Origin of the sequence: Pseudorhodoplanes sp. (genome assembly GCF_050250235.1) — a bacterium.
Taxonomy (GTDB): Bacteria; Pseudomonadota; Alphaproteobacteria; order Rhizobiales; family Xanthobacteraceae; genus Pseudorhodoplanes.
The window spans coordinates 1-3813 of record NZ_JBFWPA010000289.1; the positions used below are offsets into that span (position 1 = coordinate 1).

Annotated in this window: 5 protein-coding genes; 1 reads left to right on the forward strand and 4 read right to left on the reverse strand. The window is 58.7% G+C overall.

What is annotated here, in order from left to right:
- Positions 1 to 111: 111 nt before the first annotated feature.
- On the reverse strand, positions 112 to 381 hold the full coding sequence (locus tag AB7F49_RS38830; protein WP_428533191.1) for a hypothetical protein: 270 nt from the start codon (positions 379 to 381) through the stop codon (positions 112 to 114).
- Between the two features lie 801 nt (positions 382 to 1182).
- On the opposite strand from AB7F49_RS38830, the gene AB7F49_RS38835 reads away from it, so the two are divergent.
- Positions 1183 to 1449 (forward strand): helix-turn-helix domain-containing protein, encoded by a 267-nt coding sequence (locus tag AB7F49_RS38835; protein ID WP_428533194.1) that lies wholly within the window; start codon positions 1183 to 1185, stop codon positions 1447 to 1449.
- Here AB7F49_RS38835 and terL read toward each other — a convergent pair.
- The 3 genes from terL to AB7F49_RS38850 form a co-directional block, all read right to left on the reverse strand.
- Positions 1446 to 2879, reverse strand: a complete 1434-nt coding sequence (terL, locus tag AB7F49_RS38840) for a phage terminase large subunit (RefSeq protein WP_428533197.1) — start codon at positions 2877 to 2879, stop codon at positions 1446 to 1448. The two genes, AB7F49_RS38835 and terL, sit on opposite strands and share 4 nt — an antisense overlap.
- A complete protein-coding gene (locus AB7F49_RS38845; protein ID WP_428533200.1) occupies positions 2876 to 3292 on the reverse strand; it encodes a DUF5681 domain-containing protein in 417 nt (138 codons plus the stop codon). Before AB7F49_RS38845 ends, terL begins: the two co-directional genes overlap by 4 nt.
- Positions 3289 to 3813, reverse strand: a 525-nt coding sequence (locus AB7F49_RS38850) for a DNA-methyltransferase (RefSeq protein ID WP_428533203.1), incomplete at its 5' end; no start/stop codon positions are given. The genes AB7F49_RS38850 and AB7F49_RS38845, both read right to left, overlap by 4 nt.

The following is a 3813-nucleotide window of genomic DNA, read 5'->3' on the forward strand; positions in this document are numbered from 1 at the left end:
GCTCCGGCCTCCTGCTCCTTCAGCATTCCGATGATCTGCTCTTCCGTGAACCGCGAGGGTCGCATCGCCCGTCTCCGTGATCGACGGACTCTACCCAAATCTGGAGGAAGTTCAGGGGCTCAGGTCATGGTCGTTAAGCTCGGAAGTTTTTGAAGCCGTGTCCCAGCTCTGCACGATCTGTCCGCCATACACCTTCCTGTCGGGGAGTTGGGTCCATCGGCGGAACCACTCCCATCGAATAAGATTGACTCCGAGCGGAACCGGACTCTGGAGGTATTGTGCAGCAAAGGCCATCGAGCCCATTTGCTGCTTCATAGAATCAAGGACTTCTTGAGGCTCGCGCTCGTAGTGCAGGAGTTCACCTCTGGAGCGATGTGCCATTGCTTCCTTCCACCGAGGTCGACGAAACCATCCCGAACGTGGACTTAGGCTGGTCTCGAGCTGATCCACCCGAATTCAACTTTCACTTCCGCCTATGAAACTAGAAACCTGTCCCCAAACGAGCAGCAAACAAGGTGGTTCGATCGCGTGGACGCCTCGCCTGGAAAGCGGCGAACACTGCCCTGAGATTTTCGATCGCCGGTAGCGGGAGCGCCCAATCTAGCGCCGTGTAGCCGAGTGGCTCACGTGGCACGTCGATGTTGCGAGGCCGCCATCGGTATAACGACCAAGCCCGATACTGCAGCATCGAGCGTATGTCGGCATCGGTATCCGTCAGTTTCGCAAGAAAGGACGGCGTCACGCAAATGTTGGCGAGGCATTCGTACGATTCCGGATCTTTGCTGGCGGAATAGACGTGATTGAACTGAAGGTCGCGCGGCCGGCGACGAATGTCATTGCACCATAAGAAGATGTCGCTGGGAGCCTTGTTGTCATCGAGACCGACTTGATGCCCGTCGATTTCGACAATTTCTCCTCGCCTTAGCCTGGCGAATGACGCGTATCACGGGCCGGCATCCGGTTTGTCTTACGGTGTCGGGATGACTGAAGAGCGTTAGCGACGCGACCGCCTGAGCAAGTGACTTGTAGGGTGATGCGGAGACAATTTCCCGCAGAGCCGAGTAGCCGTTCAGCTCGAAGTCGAGCAGGGTCGCCGGAACAGGCATGCGAAGAATAGCCTATCAGTCATATATGACTCATAGTCTATGGTGAGCGGCACCGCAAATCGCTTGTCGTGCACGCATGGATGTGCGGCAGCGGATTGGGCTGAATCTTGCGGAACTCCGCAAGCGTCTCTGCCTGTCGCAGGAAGAGCTCGCGCACAGGTCCGGCATCCACCAGACTTATCTCAGCGGCGTGGAGCGGGGCCGGCGCAACCCGACCGCCGTGCTGCTGCAGCGTCTGGCTACCGCGTTGGATACAGCTATCGATGTGTTGGTGCGGCGGCGGGGTGAATCGCCTTCACCGAAAGAATCCGCGACCTCTAGTGCCGCTCCGCTGGCTGGCTAAAAAATGTTGTCCAGATTGTAGGTCGGCCCGCGTGTCGAGTTGATCAGCTGCGACAGCGCATCGGCCTGATCGTCGTGTAACCCATTTGGGAATGCCAATAGCTCCTCTTGGAAGGCTGGGAGCCACGGAGCCTCCATCGGCAGGAGGACTGTTCCGGCCTCGATACTCGCGGAGCACGCCGACATGCGGACGACCTTGTCGCCGTCAGGCTTGATCGGTTTGGCAAAGACCTGATCGCGACGAAGATCCTGGATCAGGCTCATGCCCGAGCCTTTGTCTTCAATTAGAACCTTATCAGCTTTCCATCTCCGGTGCTGCTGGATGATTTTCTTCTTCAGCTCCGGATATTCGAGGCGATACCTTACCACGTCGATGATATGAATTTCCCGGCCCTTGACCAGAGCGGTGATGCCAACCGAGTAGTCGTTCAACTCGGTAGCTTTCGACGCGGTATCCCAACTCTGAACGATCCGTCCGCGATATGCTTCGCGGTCCGGCAAGGCTGAGTATCTTCGGAACCACTCCCAGCGGATCAGGTTGCCCCCCAACGGGACCGGCCTTTGCATGTATTGGGCCGAGAACGCCATCGACCCCATCTGCTCCTTGATCGCGGCGAGAATCTCTTCAGTCTCGCGCTCCGGGTGAAGCAGTTCGCCGGGCAATTGAAGCCACTTCCGCCCTCCCCCGAGGGGAATATACCCTTTGGTTTCCGCGATCGCCGGCAGATTGAGGTGCTCCCACCCGTCGCTGCGCAAAACGTGGCCGGCGAGATCGTCGATGTGCAGCCGTTGCATGACCAAGATGATCGCGTCATTCCGTTTATCGTCGAGGCGAGAGATCAGGGTCTGGTTGTACCAGTCGTTGACGCTCTTTCGCATCACGTCCGACTGCGCATCTGCTGCCTTCATCGGGTCGTCGATGATGATGATCGAGCCGCCACGGCCGGTAAGCGCGCCACCCGTGGTAGCGGTTAGACGATAGCCGCCGCTCGTCGTCCGTACTTCCTCTTCGGTGTCTTTACGGGGGTCGATCCGCATGTAGGGAAAGAGCTGCTGATACCAACCACTGTCGACCACCCGGCGGAAGCTGTTGGCATGCGCCGTGGTCAGCGAACGGGCATACGAGATGCAAACAAGCCTGCGGCGCGGATTGTGCCCCAAGACCCAAGCCGGGAGCGCGATCGACGCGGCCAGCGATTTGAGGCTGCGGGGCGGCATGGTGATCACCAGTCGCTTGGTTCGGCCAGCCGCGACCTTCGACAGTGCGTATGAAATGGCATCCAGGTGCCAATTGTGCTCGTACCTGATCGCAGGTTCGAGCTCGTTGAAGCAGCGCTCAGTGAACGCACTCAGATTTTTGCGCAGAATTGCATCGAGATACCGTCGCTCCGAGATGCCCAACGCTTTCAGCATGGTCAGGTCCGTAGTCATTCGTCTTCCTCGAACGACCCCAAGCCTGGTGCGTTGGCCTGCACCCGCGCCAGTATGGCGTGGTCCTCTTCCGACAGGACCTTCATGTCAGCAGCATCAAATTGTGAATGCGCCTCGTCTACGAGACCTAAGTCACGTGCAATCCGTAGGACCTGCTCCGTCGCTTTCGGCTTACCGTTCAGCGCGTCGCTCATGTTCTTTCTGAACAGCGCCTCCAGGCCGGCCATCTTCTTCTCGCTGTCGCCCGTGCGTACCTTCACCTTTGCATAGAGCACCTCTTCAGCGATCTTTTTGTAGCTCTTGCGGCCCTTCTTCTTGCCCTTTGGATTGCCGGATTGACCCGGCTTGAATTGCGAATGCACGGGCGGTTTTCCGTAGCCGACCTGATAGTCGGGCTTGTCATCCTCGCTCATCGCAGGCTCTCCGCCAGAGCTTGCGTTTGCATGCGCTCCGAGGCGCGCCGCGCGGCAACCTCGTCGAACGTCTCGCCTGTCTCTAAGAGGATCGCATCATCCTTGGCATACAGCTGCCACCGGCGGATTGCGGTGTCGCAGTAAGCCGGATCGAGTTCGATTGCGCGGGCGCGACGTCCCGTCTTTTCTGCCGCGATGAAGATGGTGCCGGATCCACAAAACGGATCGAGCACGATCCCTCCCCGCGGTGAGCAATCCTTCAAGGCGTCAGCGACCATCGCCACCGGCTTTACGGTCGGATGCATCGCCAGGGCCTCTCGCGCTTCACGGGTCGGCGATGTCGCTCCCCGGTAGTGCCAGACATTTGTCCGGTGGCGCCCGTTCTGACCTAGCTCGAACGCATTGAAGTGGGGCGCCGTCCCATTCTTGAACACGCAGATCAGCTCGTGCTGCGAGCGGTAGAAGCTGCCCATTCCAGCATTGCCCTTCACCCAGACAATGAGGTTCTTGAGGCTCGAAAA

Coding starts and splice junctions, on each gene's coding strand:
- AB7F49_RS38835 (WP_428533194.1), top strand. CDS start 1,183: ATGGATGTGCGGCAGCGGATTGGGCTGAATCTTGCGGAACTCCGCAAG.
- terL (WP_428533197.1), bottom strand. CDS start 2,879: ATGACTACGGACCTGACCATGCTGAAAGCGTTGGGCATCTCGGAGCGA.
- AB7F49_RS38845 (WP_428533200.1), bottom strand. CDS start 3,292: ATGAGCGAGGATGACAAGCCCGACTATCAGGTCGGCTACGGAAAACCG.
- AB7F49_RS38830 (WP_428533191.1), bottom strand. CDS start 381: ATGGCACATCGCTCCAGAGGTGAACTCCTGCACTACGAGCGCGAGCCT.